Origin of the sequence: Fibrobacter sp. UWB4 (assembly GCF_002210345.1) — a bacterium.
Lineage (GTDB): Bacteria > Fibrobacterota > Fibrobacteria > Fibrobacterales > Fibrobacteraceae > Fibrobacter.
On sequence record NZ_MWQI01000003.1, the window covers coordinates 322,039 to 337,419 of the forward strand.

Genomic DNA, 15,381 nt, shown 5'->3' on the forward strand with positions numbered 1-15,381 from the left:
GCTAATTAAAATTATCGCGGTTTACTCCGTATAAAATAACGTCGTCAATCCACATTTCGCTTTCGTCTACAATCCAGATGGTGAATGTCGTGACGCGGGCTTTTACAAAGTCCCAGCCCTTGTTGCCGTATTCGCCATCGCCTTCGACAAAATCGCTTGGCGTAAAGCTGAAGCGTTTCCAGGTGGAATCGAGATAGTCTACATACTTTGTTTTTCCGGTCGGCTCGTCGAGAACTTCTACCGCAAAACCGAGCTCGCCCTTGCCTTTGGCGTAGAATGCGATTGAATCGATGCCTTCAAGGCTTGCTGGATTGCGGTTGATGCGCGTTCCGATCATGGACCATTTGTTTTTTGTCTTGGTGGTACTCTTCCAATGGAAAACGTAGCCGTTGCGTTCTTCGTTAAATTCGAAGGCTTCGCTTGCGTTTTCGCTTGAGGGAGTTGTCGTGACGTTGGAATCTTGCGGCAAGAAATACCATTCACGAGCGCCGTCGCTGTAATCAAATGCAGATTCGAGTTTTTGATTTTCGAAGTCAATGAGCTTGACGGAATGGATGGCTTTCACGAGCGAGTCGGGGAGGCCTGCCCAAATGTTGCTGCTTGCGCTTGCGTCGAGCGCGGCGGTCTTGCCCCAGTACATTTCGATGCTTTCGACGCTAGATGTTCCATTGATGCGAATTTGGAATTCGGCAGATTGCGGGGCATCTTGCGTTGCGCTGTTCCAGAACGCTAGCCTGAATGCGAGGCGGTTCCCGCTTTGGTCGGTGAATCGGATGTCGTTTCCGTTGTCCATGGCTTCGCTAAAGTCGAAGTTCGTTTCGTTTAATCGCACAAATACAACGGTGGATTCTGCGATGGGTTTCATCCAATCCGAGATTGTAGAATCAAGCGGAATGGTGCGGGCATGTGCCCATTGCTCCAGATGCTCATTTTCGAGAGTTGGCTTTGCGAGCGTTTGGATATCGCCTTTTTCGCCGGCTAAAATTGTAATGGAGGCTTCGCCGATGGTTTCTTGTTCGTCAGGCAAAATGGCTCGAATCTGGTATGTTGCAGGCGGGAGTGAATCGAGTGAAAATTCGCCGTCTTTGTTGGTCTTTACAATTTTATCGGTGCCGTAAATTTGGATCCAGGCGTAGTCGGTTCCTTTGGGGAGTTCTGCCTTGCCAGAAACAGAGCCTAGTGGTGCCATCTGCATGGTTGTTAATTTATTCTTCCTTAATTCGCTAGAGGCAATTGCCTGGAAAACGCCTGTATTGCCATCAATGATTTCGATGTAACCTTTATCGAAGCTGATGGAGTCCATGACAATGTTGCCGAGAGAATCGGCGGTGACTTCCAGGATTGCATCTCGAACGTTGTTTGGCATGACGGATGAATCTTTAGAAACTCCTTCGACGTACCAAAGCGGACGGATCCTTGCTATAACGTTGGCGGCCGGTTTTGAATCAACGTTTACGACGTTGATGATGTAAGCGTTTTCTGTTTCAACGGTGCTTGCGCCTGCAAAATCCTTTTCCGAGGAACAGGCGAATAGTAACACGCAGGATAGGAACGTTAATAACTTTTTCATGCTATCCTCGCGTTTTCTTTTTCTGAAATGTCCGCGACGGGGTACAGCGAGAAGACGAACTGCATGACCTTCTTTGGCTCTGCAACTTCGGCAACGCGTTTTTGAACTTGTCTGCGAAATTCGCAAGTCATCTCGACGAGGTCTTCTAGACATTCGTCGTCGACGCAAGCGAGGACTGATGAAATGTTGCGCTCGCTTGGCGGAATGTTGACGAGCGCGTTTTGCGCAAGCGTGAGCAATTGATTCTGGTAACTGCGAATGGCGGTAACCTTGGTCGCGCCTGCCGATGTGAAATTGACTGTCGAAACGGCGTAGCGCTCGGAGGCGAGCTGCGTTATCATCTTGAGTTCCTTCAAGACGCGAATCGCTTCTTTCACCTGGTCTTCGGATACAGCAGGTGTAATCTGCTTGACGAGTGTGCGGACGTCGGCTTTGCCTCCGTTGATTTCAATAATAGAACGGACAACGGGTATCCACCAGCGGCTGAGAAATAAAATTTCGTTGGAATTCAGTTTGCGTAGGCTCACGTCTTGCAATGCGAGCGCCATCTTGTAAAGCTTGTCTTTTTTGGCTTTGGACTTGGTGCGCGATGCGGCCACCAAAATCTCAAAAAGTTCTCCATCGCGTCCTTTGAGACCCAGTAGCTTTTTCGAAAGCGGAATGCTCTGAGCCGGTAAATGCGATTCTTTGTTGAGAACGCGGAAAACTTGGCTTGTTTCTAGCCCGAGTTTTTGTCCCATCATTTTGTAAGAGAATAGTGGAAACTCCAATTTTTTCTGCACGAAAAAATTTTTTAGCAAGTCTCTGTAATCGCCGATTTCGTCAATGTTTAACATGCGCGAACCTCTATTATGAAATAGATTATTTACATTCGACGAGAATAAAGCTTTTTGTAAGTTTTATTGACGATTTGACAATATGATGAATGTCACGCTGGTATAGTGTTAAAATGATGTTTTTCTTACATCTGCTCGGTTGCCTTTTTTTAAATCTATTTTAGAGGCATAAAAACAGAGAGGTAGCTAAATGCAAAAAGAAGACATCGTTGTTCTTAGGCAGGTCGTAATTTTTTCGTTGATCGCTATTGTTCTTGGCTTCGTTTACGGCTAAAAATTAAATAAAAATTGGTGTATAGGCGTAAAGCTGGTGCGGTTAAATACTGTGCCGGCTTTTTTTGTCTATAAAAGATGTATATTGGGGTATGTCCGAAAAGATTCATGAGGGATTATTTAAAATGCCAGCTGAAATTAAGATTCTTGAACGTGCCGAAATGTACCTCCGAAAGCTTTCTTGTGGAGTGAATCCTCTGACTGAGGAAGCTTTGCCGGAAACTGATGTTTGCAAGCAGGATCGTATTAGCAAGTGCCTTACCTATGTGGCCGATTATTTAAAGCAAAAAGTGATGCCGGTGATGGAACGCCGTGAAAAGGCTGCTGCTCCAAAACCGCAAAGGGTTTTAAAACCTCGCCAGGTGCGCGAACTGGCAACCCAGGAACTTGTTCTTACTCCTGAAATGTTGTCTAAATATGAAGTATCTGAAGAACCGATTTCTGTTTCTGGTGTTGTTCGCCGTTTGAATTTCTTGATTCCGCACGATAGTGGAATGATGCCCCTTGTGTATGCTGACGTTGCCGAAGTCCTTTCGAGAGAAGGCATTCTTTTGAAGGAAGAAGGCGATAAGGGCAAGGACTTGAACTTACCGACTCCGCATGGTGAAGAACTTGGCTTTGCAAAGGTCGAAGCGGATATTCGTGGGCACCATTCAATTTATACGAAGTGCAATGTCGATGCCCAGAAATTTATTTTGAACAACATTGATAAGTGCGTTGCTCAGGCGAACGAACGCTTGGCTAGACGCAAGGAACGTGCGGAATCTGGCGAATCGGGTCGCACGGGCAAAGAAAAATTCCATGTAACTGAGGACCAGCTTAAGAATTATCCGAGCGATGAATCTCCTGTGCCGGTGAGTGAAATTGCAAGGCGCTTGAACGATTTGCTCCCGCAGAATTCCAACGTTGAAAAGATTTATTTCAAGACGATTCGCGACTGGTTCGTGGCTCAGAATATGCTTGAAGAGAAGAAAACGGCTCTTGGCAAGATTTTCTTTGAACCGACGGAATCGGGCGCTCAGAATGGCATTGTGACGGAATCGCGCGTGGGCAAGAACGGCGAAAATTATGACGCTGTCTTGTACAGTGGCGCAGCGCAGAAGCTCGTACTTCAGCACGTGAACGAACTCGCGTAAAGCGATTTAGAATGCGGCTGAAATGCCGTGAACTTTGAAAAAATTGCAAAAAAATCGCCGCCCCTGCTTATTGCAAGGACGGCGTTTTTTTTCATGTCATGCCCGCCACCGAGCGGGCATCACCATACGCGTCTCGAATCGCTGATACTATCGGAGTCTGCGCAGCCCTTTGGGCATCGGGACTTCCTTGCCGTCTTCGCCGAGCAGGTAGATGTTGTCGAGGCTGATGTAGCCTTTGCCGCTGTGGCGTGCACGGAACGCGAAGTTCTTGATTTTGGTCGGGTCGAGCTGCGGAATCGTCTTGCCCCAGCCTTCTTGCTTCATGTTTTCCCAGATGAGCGTGTCGCGAACCCAGTTGCCGCGAGTGTTCTTGAGGCGGACCATGAATTCATCGTAGTCTTCGACTTGGCTCGACATGATTTGTAGTTCGATGTAGCCTTGCGGATTGTTGTGCGTTGTGGCGTAATCGAAAACGATGCCGACGGATTTCTTGACTTCTTCGGGGACGTTGTAGTATGCGCCGGAGTAGTTCGGCCAGCCGAGATTAGGCGGTTGCTCGACGACGAAGTCGTGGCGGATGTAGCCGCCGAGAGGCGGATTGCCGTTATAGATTTTGGCGTCCATGGAGGTAGCGTTGTCTCCGTTGACAACCGGGAACCACGAGACGTTATCTAGACCGTTGTCGAAGTTTTGCATGACGCTTGTTGTGCGGTATGCACCACGGACGCGGAACGGAATATTGAGCGTATCCGGATATTTCAGTCCATTCGAGACGGTGAGTTTGATTTCCTTCTTGCCGATAGACACTTTGTTTGTGACAGGAACTTGAATGTGGAAACTTTCGATGGAAGAATTCCATTTGCCGTCATCAGGTGTAGCGCGGACGGTAAGCGCCCCTTTATTGTCCCACTTCTTGATTTGAATGTTGGCTCCGGCGAGCGGTTTTGAAGATGTTTCCGTGGCTGTCACAAAGAGGTCGAGCGTGTCGCCTACGACAAGGACTTTCTTTTCAAGTGCTGCGGCGAGAACTTCGGGTGCGCTGTTTTGCTGAGCTGGGTTCATGCGGACGACAATGGTGCCAAACGGCGGAATTTCGATATCGCGGTTTTTGCCTTCGAGCGTGCGACCGCTCGGTCCCATTTTCGGGTACGGGTAAGCGTCTTTTTGGTCGCCAATCCACTTGAACTGTTCTGCACCAAATACGTCCACTTCGGTGCGGTAGTTGCCCGGTTTCTTCTTTTCGCTCTTGCGGTCGACCTGCACAATTTGCTTTGTGTCTGTGAGGTTCACGAGGAGCACGTTGCAACTGTTGCCTTTGCAAATGGCGTATGGCACGATAGATTCTGTGGTGCTCTTGACGGGGACGACAGCGTAGCCACTTTCGAGGAATCGCTTGAACGTCATGTAGATGCCGTAGTATTCGGCAGTGGGTTCAAGGCTTCCCCAGAGGTTCCAGGAACCTTCCTTGATGAGAGCGGTCATGCTGATAGTTCCCCACGTGTGGTCCGGACCTTCAAAGACGTTGCCGAATGCATCCCACGGGAGAGCCTGGAATCGGTCGCCAAAGCGGACGAGGTATTGTGCGAAAATGTTTGCGATGCCGGCGGCTTGCGGGTAGTCCATCCAGATTTGGCTCCCTTGCACGGACGTGCTGAATTCCGAGAGAAACACGCCACGCTTGCCTTCGAGATACTTGTTCATCCAGGCGTTCAGCGTATCGGCGTTGTGGCCGACATCCATCGTTGCCTTGAGCATGTCTTTGGCGTTCAGATTTTCGGGTGCCCAGTACGGATAAGTGTGCAAATCAACGACGTCAAGATAGCGTTTGCCATCGGCCTTTTCGGCTTCACCGACGATGCGCAAAAATTCGGCCATCCAGTATTTGCCATCCATGAGACCGGCGCCCTTCTGTTGCATTTTGTGCGTACTGAGGAGAGGACCGTGCAAAATGATGCTCGGATCAACGGCCTTCATCGCTCGGGCATACTCGATAAAACGAGCGGCATACTGCCTTGCCGAAAGCGGACCGGATTCTTCCCATTCGCCGTCAAGTTCGTTGCCAATTTGCCATTGCTTGATGTTGTATTTTTTGACTTTATTGGCATAGTGGACCCAAGCGGCGGCTTCCTTGGCGGTGCCTGTACCTGCGTTGACGCAGATAACGGCGTTCTGTCTTCCTTCCGAGAATTTTTTGATGTAGGTCATAAATTCTTCGAAATGCCACTTGATGCCTGTCCAGTCGGTGCGCGGCTTGTCGCCATTGCGCGTGGACATCGCGAAGAACTTGTAATCGTTTCCGGCGAGTAAATCATCGGAGCCGCTATAGAGTTTCATTTCTCGAATTTGCACGCCCTTAGACGGCAAGTCGGTTGTCTTGAAGCGGACAGCTACATAACGTGCGCGAGTCGTTGGAAACTTGTACTTAGTCTGGTTGCTCGTGACCTTGACGGTTCCCCATCTTTTAAGCTTGTTTTCAAGATTCTGGTGGACGCCCGGGTATTCGGCGTAGTCTTCGGTCCAGTACGAAAGTTCAAAAGACTTCGGGCGGAGATTGCCCCAGTCGATGATGATGGAATCGAGGTCTTTCTTTTCGGGGAACTCAATGACAACCCAAGGCGGATCGTTCGGGTTGAGTATTTCGCCCCACCACATTGTGTTCATGTCGCCATCGGCGAGGTGGCTGCGACGGATGAATCCGTAGTTGTCCTTTGTTGTGCCACGGTAAATTGTTTCGCCGAGGAATCCCGGAGCCCAGCTTGTGTCGCTTGGAATCCAAAGCCCGGTGCTATCGTATTTGCCGGCTCCGTTCCAGTGGTAATCATTGCTCAGGCTTCCATTCGGGAAACGGAAAATCGAGTAACCGCCTGTGGCGAGGGCGCGCGCCATGTCGTAATAGCGCGTGGGCGGATTCCAGATGGCAAGATCGGCCCCCATCATATTATCTGTGTTGATTTTGATGCCCGGTTGCGTGTCGTCAACCTCGATGACGTTCTGCGCTGCAAGTGCAGTGGTCGCAGAAATCGCGAATGCTGCGCTGCACAAGATTTTTTTGAATTTCATAAGACCTCCTCAAAAATGGGGTAGGGTTCGTTGTGAAAATTTACTGAATTTCTAGCTTGCTAAAAGATTCGTAATGGTCGGCTGTGTAGTAAATGACGCAGTCGCTTTGATAGACGAGGCGCTTTGTACCGCGATTCTTGGCCGAGTAATCGATGTCGGCTTCGTGGTATGTTCCCTTGGGCAGAAGACCTTCGTTATTCGCAAATTTGTCGCCACCAATCATCACGCCGATAGTTGTCCACGGGTTGAAATTCCACTTGTCAAAAGCTTTGCCTGTTTTTGATTCGTAGAGTGATTTGCCCTCGTTTTGCGTGACGTAGTTTGTCGGCAACTTGTCGAATTTGCACAAGTATGCAGCCACGGAATCGCGAGTGGTGTACTTGCCGGATTCCTGGACTGCTTCAAGGATTGTTTTACTTTTTTCGCTGGAAGAACTTTTAACTGTGCTACTAGATGAAATTTTTTTTGAATCTGATGATGACGGTGGTGCGCAAATAATATTCCCGCAATCGTCGCGAGAATATTCATAACACATTATATTGTCGTAGGAGGCCTCTTTGCAGTTGTCTTCTGGTGCAGAGACTGTACATGCGCTTGCAAAAAAGCAAGCAGCAGTTGCTAGAAAAAGAACTTTAATAGATTTCATGTTTTAAATGTAATAAAACGATTAAACAGAAATTTATGAACTCATTTATGCACTTGCCTCAACTATGCGAGATAAATAGTCATGCAATTTGAGGATAATGATTGTTCGTCGTGAGTATGGAGGCGTCGGCCAAGGATGGGGAGGGTGCAGGGAGGGGGCCATGCGGCCTTCGCAACTCTGAGCTGGGGCCCTGCCCGCATGATTTATTTATTGCAATAAACAACATTGGCGGTAAGCCATAACTACGGCCTGATTCTAATGTTTGTTCTTCTTGTGAAAATTTTTCTGTTGATGAAAAATAATGTGTACGCCGCTACAAATGAAATAAGCATGATGAGAATGTTTGACGAATCTTTATCTAGGTAATCTATAAAGACAAAGAAAAGCTTGTAGATGTATACGTGGCACAAGTACAGTTCCAAAGATAAAAGCCCCATGACGGTAAATATTTTGTCAAGAACTTTCCATTTCTCAAAAAACATTGCAAGGATTATGCACAGGGTGGGGGTGATGACGATGTAAGGCAAATACGCCAGAGAACAGGTATGTAATTCTCTTGGAAAATAAATCATAAAACATTGTAAAATGATTAGGGCGATGATTGCAGAGACGAGTCCAATTGTCTTTAGTTTTTTGCTTAAGGCAATATTGCTCCCGTCCTTTGCCAAGTGCCCAAAATAAGCACCTATGAAAAATATCGGGATCCTTGCGTATGTGAATATAATGAATCCCCCGAAATTTTTGTTGTTGTAATAGTATATGCAAGTTAGAGCGTAAATTAAAATAAGAGATAAGCCTGCGCACACGAAGTACAAAGAAACTTTTGTTCCGTATTTTTTAAATAACTTAAAATAAACGGGAAAGATGATGTATAAGAAAATGATACAAGGGATAAACCATAGTTCTTCTTGCAGCTTCATCCAATAACTCAATGTTGTTGCTCTGCAAAACAGGAAGATGAAACTTTTAAGGCTGAAATTCATTTGTGTCAAGAAGACAATGCAAATGATAAGCCAGAATTCAGGGATAATTCGAAAGAAACGGCTCTTGTAGTATTTCTTTAATGAAAAATTTTTTCGGGACATGGAAAAATACAAGCCAAATCCCGATAGAAATAGAAAAATATCGACCCCGCCGTAGCCGAGCGCCTTGAAAAAATCTAGAAACGCTAAATCTGTGGGTACAGGCAAATGAAACAGCATAATCCATAATATGGCAAAGCCCATTATGCCACTTCTGTGTTTTGACAATAATTGGAGTATGCTATTCACCTTATTAATATACTTGATTTTTCAAAATAACGATGCCAATTTTTCTTGTGAAAATTGTAAATATTCTATATTCATTGGGGCTGCACTTTGAATGCCCGAAACTTTTGCTTTGGCTAGGACGTTTAGCGATGCGTATTCTTGAAAAAATCAGTGAATTTATTGGCAAGTGGATGGCTGTGGTGGTGCTTGCGATTGCGGCGCTCTCTTTATTTGCTCCGAGTACGACACTTTGGATCCAACTTTCGTGGGTGAATTATCTCTTGATGGTCGTGATGTTTGGCATGGGGCTTACACTCAAGTTGAGCGATTTTGCGATGGTGTTCATGCGCCCTAAAGAAATCATCCTCGGTTGCACATCGCAGTTTGTGGTGATGCCTGTACTTGCTTTTTTGCTTTCGAAGATCTTTGGACTCGATGCTGCCTTAATGGCGGGCGTGGTTCTCGTGGGCACTTGCCCGGGAGGCACTGCGAGTAACGTCATTACTTATCTCTCGAAGGGCGATGTCGCGCTTTCTGTCGGCATGACGAGCGTGAATACGCTTCTTGCGCCTGTGCTGACTCCGGCGATTACATACTTGCTGCTCCGAACGACGGTGAACGTCGATGTGATGGCAATGTTCCTTTCCATCGTGAAGGTTGTGCTTGTGCCGATTGCGTTAGGATTTGTTATAAATAAGTTCTTTGGCAGATGGACTGCGCGGGCAATTAAAGTTTTGCCGCTCGTTTCCGTGATTGCTATTGCGATGATTGTCGCTGCGGTCGTTTCGCACAATGCGGCGAAGATTCTCTCCACGGGCGCCATCGTGTTTGCGGTGGTGATTCTCCACAATTTACTTGGTTACGGCTGTGGCTTTGGCCTCGGAAAGCTGCTGCGCTTCTCTACTCCCAAAACGAAAGCGCTTTCCATCGAAATCGGCATGCAGAATTCTGGGCTTGCTACAAGCCTTGCGGCAACGGCGTTTTCGTCACTCGCTATGGCGACTGTTCCTGGTGCCATTTTCTCCGTATGGCACAACATTTCCGGCGCGATTCTCGCGAATGTTTACCGCCGCTGGGACAAGTAGTTTTTTTATTTGCTGAAAAGTTGCGTGTTAGGAAACTTGGCAACCTTGCGATAAACAGATTCTAGCAGCGAATCGTTTTCGTTTAAAAAGAATGTGTGCTTTTTGGTGCACAAGGATGCCAACTGTATGCAATAACGTGCGGTCGCTTCATTGTGGTGTCGCCTGTGAAAACATGAAAGTGTAAGCAAGTGGTCGTTTTCCATCGCTTTTTCCACGGCGCCACGATAAATGCGGGGGAGGCTGCATCCGCGAATCCAGACCGCAAACGCTCCGTTCGCAAGTGCAATATCCAAAATGCGACGCTCCGCATCGGAATGGAACGTGCCTACAAGGCATTGGTGAAATCGCCCCATTTCTGCGGCCCATTGCTCCAAGCGATAGTCGTTCACGTCAAAATCTCTCGACGCGAAAACACCGATTTTCGTTTCTGGCCCATACCACAAGCGCAAAGCCCCTTCTGTGTGGATTCCTACAAGTTTGATTTTGTTCATTTTCCTCTCCTTAAGACGAAAAAAAGATCGCCCCGCTTGCGCGGATTGCGATCTATTAACATCACCGTTTCTGGTGCTAAACTTAATATACAATTAGAATTTGAGAAAAGCAAGTGCTGTTTTTTTGTGAAACGGCGAATGAATTTGTGAAGTCTCTTGCGCTTGCTGTTTGACTTTTGTATGTTATGCCATATGAAGTTTAAGCTCGTTTTGAAAATTGCATTACCTATTTTGCTTATTTTGGTTGCAGGAACGCTGTTCTTTCTGTACTATAGCAATCGTATTCCTGAAAATGCTTTGGTGTATTATCGCATTAAAGATCACAAGGGCGAAATTTCTGTATGGCGAGCCTCTAACTGCGAGATGAATGGGGATGAATTTCACTGTCATGCGAAACTGTGTCCTGACGACAAATTAAGAGGCTATCCGCTTTCGCAAAAATATAGACCGGACACAAATACGTATCAAGATACGGCTTACATAAATTTAAATTTTGGTCTTTTTAAGAAAACGAGTTATATTCCTCGTCCAATATATGCAGAATTTGACACCGCTTATTTTAAAAAACAATTTGATTCGGTAAAGGAAACATTCCCTTGTTCTCATTCAAAAACATTCTCGTCTCCTTATGAGTTGACTGCTATTGATTTGCCTAGTGGTGTATTTTTTTATGAGACAGGAAAGAAAAAAGACTCCCCAAAAACTGCAAAGTCAAAAACAAAAAACGAACGCAAAGATTCTTTAAATTCGAATCTCAAAACGGAACCAGCAAAGCTTTCTATTTTATGTCCTGATTTTGGGGGGCGTGCGATTCCGCACTATAAATGTTATTGCGACAATTATCCAACTTATTGCGGAAATCCTAAATACACGAACTTGCCCGCACCTCCAGAACGTCATTTTTATGCGATGGACGTATTGTCTTTGAAGGATAGCTCTTTCACTTGGAAATTGATATACAAGACTCCTTACAGCAAAGCCGATACGCTAAAGGTTACAACGACGATCAAAAGAGAGTGATGTTAAGTGGTATGAAACAGCGTTTTTTTATTTGTCTGTTCGTTTTGCTTTTGCCTTTATTTGCTGTTGCAAATGATCTTACGGCGATTGGTTTTGTGGAAGATAAAAAGGCTTTTGATCTTGATGGAAATTGTATCCGTTTGGCGTTTGTTCGGAATGATAAAGGGTGGTTCCCATCGTGTGATTTTTCCGAAGGCGATGAAGTAGGTGGAAATTTAAAAAATATAAAGTCCTGTTCGCATAAAATCATGAAGCAATCATGGCAAGTGATTGATGCCGATGGCAAACGCGTTGATGCGGGAACATTGAAGTTTAAACGTCGCAAATGGAGTGAAATCGGACTTACGAAAAGTTCCCGTTCGCTAGAAAATAAAATTCAATTCGATTCTTCAAACCACTCCCGAAAAACATGGATGGGGAATGGAATGCTCCCGTTGCTTGCTGTTCCGCTCGGAACGAATGTCGAAAAAATAGAACCAGTTGCGATGAACGGTTCTGTTGAACAGAATATAAAGGACAAACTTGTAAAACAATACTTTAGAAAGAAGCGGACTGTTGGCAAATGTGATTCTAACGAAACGCTTATCTTTGAAAGAAACGCAAATGCAAGCGATGTCGTTATTAAACCGTTAGTAGGGTATAAGGACAACGTATCCTTTTACGAAGTGCTTATCCCGGATACTTCTGGTTGTGGCATTTTGGATGACGAAATGGAATTGATGGCTGTAAAGAATGGCAAAGTTGTAAATCTTACGGAATCATCTGGAATGGCAGATGACCGTCCGACTACAACCTCAATGACCCTTTTCAATAGATATGTCATTTCAACGAAAAAATGGCAAGATACCGTATATGTGTTCTTTGCCGGTGGCTATAATCTTGATGGCTATGTCTTGCTGGATTCTGAATTGAATGTTCGGGCTGTAAGTACGTGGAATTATCATTGAACGTCTTAGCCTCAACTCAAATCTTAATTAACTTATTTATTATACGCTATGAACTTCACAAAGATTTTTGCCCTTCTGCTTACAATGTTTCTGCTACCAGTCAACTCTGTTAGCAAGGAGATGACTGCAATTGGATTTGTTGAAGTAGATTCCTATCAAAAACTAATTAAGGATGAAATCAGATTGGCTTTTGTACGGACGGATTCTGGTTGGACTCGTTCTTGTTTATTTGAAAAATTCCATTCGCGAGTGAAGGGGCGTCGTTTTAGTGATGTCTTATCTGAATCAAGCTCCTGTTCTCATCAAATTATGAAAAATCCGTGGCAAATCATTAATGCTGATGGAAAGTATATCAATGCAGGAACTTTAAAAACATCAAATGCAACAAATGGTGGCGAAATAGGTTTCGTTTCTATAGCAAAGCCTTTAAAAACCAAACTTAAATTTGATTCTACACTTCATTCTCGATATACTTGGGATGGCCCTACCTATCCTCCGTTGTTGGCTGTTCCTAAAGGGACGCGTGTCGAAAAAATTCTCCCGAAATTGACAGCCGATTCAGTTTCAAAAGAAATTAAGGATAAAATTATCCAACGGTATCTTAAGAAAAAGAGAATGATGGATTTAGATAGTGGAATGCGAGCAGCTACGCCTAAAGATGTTGTTGTAAAACCTGTATACACATTTCAGGATGGCATGACATTTTGCGAAGTCTCAACGACTCTGCTCATTGATTCGGCATATTGTGATATGACGAGTACGGCTAATGAATTGTTTGTTGTAAAGAATGGGTTTGTCAAAAATGTATCGGAAGAAACGGGTGTTCGGGGTTATATGTGTATTCCGTCGCTAGCTTTGTTTCATCGTTATGAGGTTTCAACAAAGAATACTAAGGATTCCGTTTTTGTCCTGTTTGCACAAGGATATAACAATGATGGTTATGTCTTGCTGGATTCTGAATTGAACGTTCGAGCCATAAGCACATGGATTTATCATTGATTTATTGGTTCCTTGCGGATTAGTTCCACTAGCCACACTTATAGTCTTTTTCTATCTTAGCCCTCACCGCCAGATGTCGTATTTCTGGGGAACCGGGCGAGAACCGCCCACAAAAAGGATTATTTATGTCTCAAATCGAACTTACCTTCCCCGATGGCTCCGTACGTTCCGTAGCATCGGGCACCACCGGCCTCGAAATTGCAAAGAGCATTTCTGAAGGCCTCGCACGCAAGGCTCTTGGCGTTAAACTCGGCGAAAAGGTTTTGGACCTTACCCGTCCGCTCACCGAAAGCGGTTCCATCCGCATCATCACTCCGAGCAATGACGATCCGGATGCATTGATGCTCCTCCGTCACAGCTGCAGCCACGTGCTCGCCGAAGCCATCTGCGACTTGTTCCCGGGCACAAAGCTCGCTTACGGTCCGGCAATCGACAAGGGTTTCTACTACGATTTGATGACACCGACTCCGCTCAAGGAAGAAGACTTCCCGAAGATTGAAAAGCGGATGAAGGAAATCATCAAGGAAGACCGTCCGTTCACTCGTTGCGAAGTTAGCGCCGAAGAAGGTCTCGCTCGCACGGAAGGCGACAAGTACAAGCACGATAACGCTGAACGTGCTCTCGCTCGCGAAGGTTCGGATGGCAAGTTGAGTTTTTATGTAACGGGCGAACCGGGCAAGAACTGGGAAGACCTCTGTGCCGGTCCTCACGTGCCTTCTACGGGCAAGCTTAAGGCTTTCAAGGTGCTTTCGATTTCCGGCGCTTACTGGCACGGCGACCAGAAGAGCGACCAGCTCACTCGTGTTTATGGTACCTGCTTTGCTGACAAGGAAGGTCTCGAAACTTATGTGAAGTTGCTCGAAGAAGCCGCCAAGCGCGACCACCGCAAGATCGGCAAGGAAATGGACCTCTACCACATCGAAGACCATTCTCCTGGCATGGTGTTCTGGCACCCGAAGGGCACCAAGATGGTGAACGCCCTCAAGGATTACATCCGTGGCAAGATCGACCATCGTGGCTACCTCGAAGTGATCACTCCGGAAATTGTGAACAAGGTTCTTTGGCTCAAGTCCGGACACGCTGACAAGTACAACGAAAACATGTTCAAGACGATGGCTGGCGATGTCGAAATGGCTGTGAAGCCGATGAACTGCCCGTGCCACATTTTGATTTTCAATTCTCAGCTCCGCAGCTGGCGTGACCTTCCGATGCGCCTTGCCGAATTCGGTAAGTGCCACCGTTACGAACCTGCCGGTACGATGCACGGCCTTATGCGTGTGCGTGGCTTTGTGCAGGACGACGCTCATATCTTCTGCACCGAAGACCAGATTGCAAGCGAAGTGGCTGACTTCTGCCACTTGGTCAAGGAAATCTACCACGACTTCGGATTCGACGATGTGAAGGTGAAGTTCTCTACCCGCCCGGCAAAGCGTGTGGGTTCTGACGAAATCTGGGACAAGGCTGAAGCCGCTCTCGCCGAAGCAACAAAGCTCGCTGGTCTTGACTACGTGCTGAACCCGGGCGAAGGTGCCTTCTACGGCCCGAAGCTCGAATTCACGCTGAAGGACTCCCTCGGTCGTGATTGGCAGTGCGGTACCATCCAGGTGGACTTCAACTTGCCGCAGCGCCTCGGTGCTGAATATGTCGGCAAGGACAACCAGAAACACATTCCGGTGATGTTGCACCGTGCTGCTGTCGGTTCCATCGAACGCTTCCTCGGCATCTTGATCGAAGAATTCATGGGCGACTTCCCGCTGTGGCTCGCTCCAGTTCAGGCCCGCGTGCTCCCGATTTCTGAAAAGTTCGTGGACTACGCCAAGAAGGTGCAGGACGAACTCGTGGCTGCCGGCGTGCGTACTGAAATCGACGAATCCAACGAAAAGCTGGGTTACAAGATCCGCCAGTGCGAACTCCAGAAGGTTCCGTATCTCCTCATTGTAGGCGAGAAGGAAGCTGCTGAAGGTCTCGTTTCTGTCCGTAAGCGTAAGGACGGCGACAAGGGCCAGATGAGTGTCAAGGCATTCATCGACATGACCGCCGAAGACCGCAAGGTCGTCCGTTAATCAAT

General features: G+C 46.6%; 12 protein-coding genes. 6 read left to right on the plus strand and 6 right to left on the minus strand.

Features of this window, described 5'->3' with window-relative positions:
- Nucleotide 1 precedes the first annotated feature (1 nt).
- Nucleotides 2–1,570, minus strand: coding sequence for a carboxypeptidase-like regulatory domain-containing protein (locus B7990_RS08075; protein WP_088640470.1), 1,569 nt, complete (start codon nucleotides 1,568–1,570; stop codon nucleotides 2–4).
- Entirely contained in the window at nucleotides 1,567–2,406 is an 840-nt protein-coding gene (locus B7990_RS08080; RefSeq protein ID WP_088640471.1) for a DUF4423 domain-containing protein, read from the minus strand. Before B7990_RS08080 ends, B7990_RS08075 begins: the two co-directional genes overlap by 4 nt.
- A gap of 398 nt (nucleotides 2,407–2,804) precedes the next feature.
- Here B7990_RS08080 and B7990_RS08085 point away from each other — a divergent pair, with 398 nt between their 5' ends.
- The gene (locus tag B7990_RS08085) at nucleotides 2,805–3,815 is read left to right on the plus strand and encodes a hypothetical protein (RefSeq protein WP_254917401.1); all 1,011 of its coding nucleotides are present in this window, start codon (nucleotides 2,805–2,807) and stop codon (nucleotides 3,813–3,815) included.
- Between the two features lie 147 nt (nucleotides 3,816–3,962).
- Here the strand turns inward: B7990_RS08085 and B7990_RS08090 are convergent, their stop codons facing one another.
- The 3 genes from B7990_RS08090 to B7990_RS08100 all read right to left on the minus strand — a co-directional run bounded on the left by B7990_RS08090 (nucleotide 3,963) and on the right by B7990_RS08100 (nucleotide 8,747).
- Nucleotides 3,963–6,875 carry a glycoside hydrolase family 44 protein gene (locus B7990_RS08090; RefSeq protein WP_088640473.1) on the minus strand — a complete coding sequence of 971 codons (2,913 nt, stop codon included), beginning with the start codon at nucleotides 6,873–6,875 and terminating at the stop codon, nucleotides 3,963–3,965.
- 40 nt (nucleotides 6,876–6,915) lie between these two features.
- Nucleotides 6,916–7,521 (minus strand): ribonuclease domain-containing protein, encoded by a 606-nt coding sequence (locus tag B7990_RS08095; protein ID WP_088640474.1) that lies wholly within the window; start codon nucleotides 7,519–7,521, stop codon nucleotides 6,916–6,918.
- A 242-nt stretch (nucleotides 7,522–7,763) separates the two neighbouring features.
- The gene (locus tag B7990_RS08100; protein WP_088640475.1) at nucleotides 7,764–8,747 is read right to left on the minus strand and encodes an acyltransferase; all 984 of its coding nucleotides are present in this window, start codon (nucleotides 8,745–8,747) and stop codon (nucleotides 7,764–7,766) included.
- A 173-nt stretch (nucleotides 8,748–8,920) separates the two neighbouring features.
- On the opposite strand from B7990_RS08100, the gene B7990_RS08105 reads away from it, so the two are divergent.
- Nucleotides 8,921–9,856 (plus strand): bile acid:sodium symporter family protein, encoded by a 936-nt coding sequence (locus tag B7990_RS08105; protein WP_088640476.1) that lies wholly within the window; start codon nucleotides 8,921–8,923, stop codon nucleotides 9,854–9,856.
- A 5-nt stretch (nucleotides 9,857–9,861) separates the two neighbouring features.
- Here the strand turns inward: B7990_RS08105 and B7990_RS08110 are convergent, their stop codons facing one another.
- Nucleotides 9,862–10,347, minus strand: coding sequence for a hypothetical protein (locus B7990_RS08110; RefSeq protein ID WP_088640477.1), 486 nt, complete (start codon nucleotides 10,345–10,347; stop codon nucleotides 9,862–9,864).
- 192 nt (nucleotides 10,348–10,539) lie between these two features.
- On the opposite strand from B7990_RS08110, the gene B7990_RS08115 reads away from it, so the two are divergent.
- The 4 genes from B7990_RS08115 to thrS all read left to right on the plus strand — a co-directional run bounded on the left by B7990_RS08115 (nucleotide 10,540) and on the right by thrS (nucleotide 15,376).
- On the plus strand, nucleotides 10,540–11,367 hold the full coding sequence (locus tag B7990_RS08115) for a hypothetical protein (protein WP_254917402.1): 828 nt from the start codon (nucleotides 10,540–10,542) through the stop codon (nucleotides 11,365–11,367).
- The gene (locus B7990_RS08120; protein WP_176407251.1) at nucleotides 11,292–12,314 is read left to right on the plus strand and encodes a hypothetical protein; all 1,023 of its coding nucleotides are present in this window, start codon (nucleotides 11,292–11,294) and stop codon (nucleotides 12,312–12,314) included. The genes B7990_RS08115 and B7990_RS08120 overlap by 76 nt, the downstream gene beginning before the upstream one ends.
- Nucleotides 12,315–12,362: 48 nt before the next feature.
- Nucleotides 12,363–13,313, plus strand: a complete 951-nt coding sequence (locus B7990_RS08125; protein ID WP_141099241.1) for a hypothetical protein — start codon at nucleotides 12,363–12,365, stop codon at nucleotides 13,311–13,313.
- Between the two features lie 125 nt (nucleotides 13,314–13,438).
- Nucleotides 13,439–15,376: a threonine--tRNA ligase gene (gene thrS / locus B7990_RS08130; RefSeq protein ID WP_088640481.1), complete on the plus strand. Its 1,938-nt coding sequence runs from the start codon at nucleotides 13,439–13,441 to the stop codon at nucleotides 15,374–15,376.
- The last annotated feature ends 5 nt before the right edge of the window (nucleotides 15,377–15,381 follow it).

Bases quoted from the DNA above. Each gene is read 5' to 3' on its own strand.
- B7990_RS08075 (WP_088640470.1), bottom strand. From the start codon at position 1,570: ATGAAAAAGTTATTAACGTTCCTATCCTGCGTGTTACTATTCGCCTGT.
- B7990_RS08080 (WP_088640471.1), bottom strand. From the start codon at position 2,406: ATGTTAAACATTGACGAAATCGGCGATTACAGAGACTTGCTAAAAAAT.
- B7990_RS08085 (WP_254917401.1), top strand. From the start codon at position 2,805: ATGCCAGCTGAAATTAAGATTCTTGAACGTGCCGAAATGTACCTCCGA.
- B7990_RS08090 (WP_088640473.1), bottom strand. From the start codon at position 6,875: ATGAAATTCAAAAAAATCTTGTGCAGCGCAGCATTCGCGATTTCTGCG.
- B7990_RS08095 (WP_088640474.1), bottom strand. From the start codon at position 7,521: ATGAAATCTATTAAAGTTCTTTTTCTAGCAACTGCTGCTTGCTTTTTT.
- B7990_RS08100 (WP_088640475.1), bottom strand. From the start codon at position 8,747: ATGGGCTTTGCCATATTATGGATTATGCTGTTTCATTTGCCTGTACCC.
- B7990_RS08105 (WP_088640476.1), top strand. From the start codon at position 8,921: ATGCGTATTCTTGAAAAAATCAGTGAATTTATTGGCAAGTGGATGGCT.
- B7990_RS08110 (WP_088640477.1), bottom strand. From the start codon at position 10,347: ATGAACAAAATCAAACTTGTAGGAATCCACACAGAAGGGGCTTTGCGC.
- B7990_RS08115 (WP_254917402.1), top strand. From the start codon at position 10,540: ATGAAGTTTAAGCTCGTTTTGAAAATTGCATTACCTATTTTGCTTATT.
- B7990_RS08125 (WP_141099241.1), top strand. From the start codon at position 12,363: ATGAACTTCACAAAGATTTTTGCCCTTCTGCTTACAATGTTTCTGCTA.
- thrS (WP_088640481.1), top strand. From the start codon at position 13,439: ATGTCTCAAATCGAACTTACCTTCCCCGATGGCTCCGTACGTTCCGTA.